This window comes from Bacillus sp. AF23, assembly GCF_020861455.1.
Lineage (GTDB): Bacteria > Bacillota > Bacilli > Bacillales > Bacillaceae > Bacillus > Bacillus halotolerans.
This window is the reverse complement of sequence record NZ_JAJHVY010000003.1, coordinates 1-1,744: the sequence shown is the minus strand read 5'-3', so window position 1 is coordinate 1,744 and position 1,744 is coordinate 1. Positions and strand designations below refer to the sequence as shown.

Below are 1,744 nucleotides of genomic sequence, written 5' to 3'. Positions count from 1 at the left end.
TTGGCTGTATAAAAGGTGTTTTGATCCCTGTCTCAAAAACGGGGGTCAGTCCCTATGAGAAGGGCTTTTTTGAGCGAGGGTATTACTTTTACCCTTCCTCTATTAAACTGATCTATCATACTATTTTTTAGTAAAAACAAAAGAATAGTATCCATCAGCTTCTCCAGTTCTCAGCTTAATTGCTGATCTTCCGTAAGCTGATTTGCTACTGATTTTACCATGCATTGTAGAATACTGCGTTAAGGTACCTGTAGACTTTCTTTTGTATGGTTTAAAAGCTATATATCCTGATTGACCTTTTTTTATTGTAAAGGAATATGTACTAGAACTAGATTTTGCTGACGTAAAATTAAAACTAGCACCATAGTTTATAGCTTTAATTTCTGATGAAGCATTAACACTGTAAGACTTAGATACAGTAGCTTGCCATTGTTTATCTACTCTACACGATGATGAAGTACACTTAATTGATGCTGAAACTTTAATAGGATTTCCATAATATTTAGTGGCTGATTTTTCTTTATAACGCCAAGTTCTAATATCAACGTCAGCATAGGCATTAAATCCTGGCTCGTCATTATTTTCCTCAGAAACAACAAACTCATTCTCTAAATCTTCGTTTTCTGTCGTTTTAGTCGCTTTTTCATATTCATCTTTTGAAACAGGTACAAGACCATTTTCTGTCGCTTTGAATGGTGCAATTACTGCATTTTGTTCCTCATCATAAAATTTTTCAACATTTGAATCAGATAGATTGATAGTATTTTGCTCGGCTGCAAATCCTTTCGTAGGATTTCCAAAAATCATCAAACATACCACGCAAACAGTAATCAAAAACGCAACTTTCTTTTTCATATACACCCTCCTCATTTTTATGACACATTAAAATATTACCAAAGGAGGAGAGTTTTGTAAATGAGATGTGATTAATTTATACTAGGAATTAACAAATAATATATTCCTGATTTCTTATCCACATGAGGAGTTACATTATTATCTGTCTGGGTTTCAATTTTTAGATTTTTTGTTTTGTTAAATCCAGCATATAATTTATACTTTTTACCTGAATACGACTTTACATCACCTGAAATATCAGTCTTATTATTCTTACTATCAAGTACTATATCATTCCCGTTCTTTACCCATGTCACTTTTTTATCTTTCCATGCCAATGTTCCTGTACCTATACCCATTTGTTTATTTTTTTCAAATGTATATATCACAACTTTTTCATTGTCAATTTCCTTTGTTTCATCTATAAAGTCAGTAATATAAGGTGATTCTTGTTTAGCGTACTGTAAAGCTTCCTGTTCACTATTAAATTTTTTCGCTGAATCAGGAGTTTCATTATTCTTAATAAAATAAAAGCCAACTATGAAAATAATAGAGATGGCCAATAAACAAATGATGATCTTTTTCCCTTTCATAACAATAGTCCTCCAATTTAGAAAATATGTTAGTTATTAGTATAACAATGTTAGAGTAATAAAATAAAGATCTTATTAATTTAGTTTCGAAATAGTCAGTCATTAGCTCTCGTTAATTAAGTTACTCATTAAAGCATTAATTAAAAGGCCCTCTCATAGAGAGGGTCAGCTTGTAGAGAAAACGATGTTTTTTCTACAAGCTTTTTTATTTCTTTAGATGCTTATTGTATTTTAGATAAGAAAAAGTCTCCCACATATCTATCCCTGCTTGGCTAGGTATGTGGCAATCTTCTTCATGTTCTGGCATGCGGCTGTGA

At 31.8% G+C, this 1,744-nt stretch carries 2 protein-coding genes; both read right to left on the bottom strand.

Translation table 11 applies throughout. The features are described 5' to 3' along the window. Nucleotides 1–120: 120 nt before the first annotated feature. Nucleotides 121–855 carry a hypothetical protein gene (locus LNN34_RS00705; RefSeq protein WP_059291837.1) on the bottom strand — a complete coding sequence of 245 codons (735 nt, stop codon included), beginning with the start codon at nucleotides 853–855 and terminating at the stop codon, nucleotides 121–123. Between the two features lie 71 nt (nucleotides 856–926). Next, a complete protein-coding gene (locus LNN34_RS00700) occupies nucleotides 927–1,427 on the bottom strand; it encodes a hypothetical protein (RefSeq protein WP_059291836.1) in 501 nt (166 codons plus the stop codon). Between the last annotated feature and the right edge of the window lie 317 nt (nucleotides 1,428–1,744).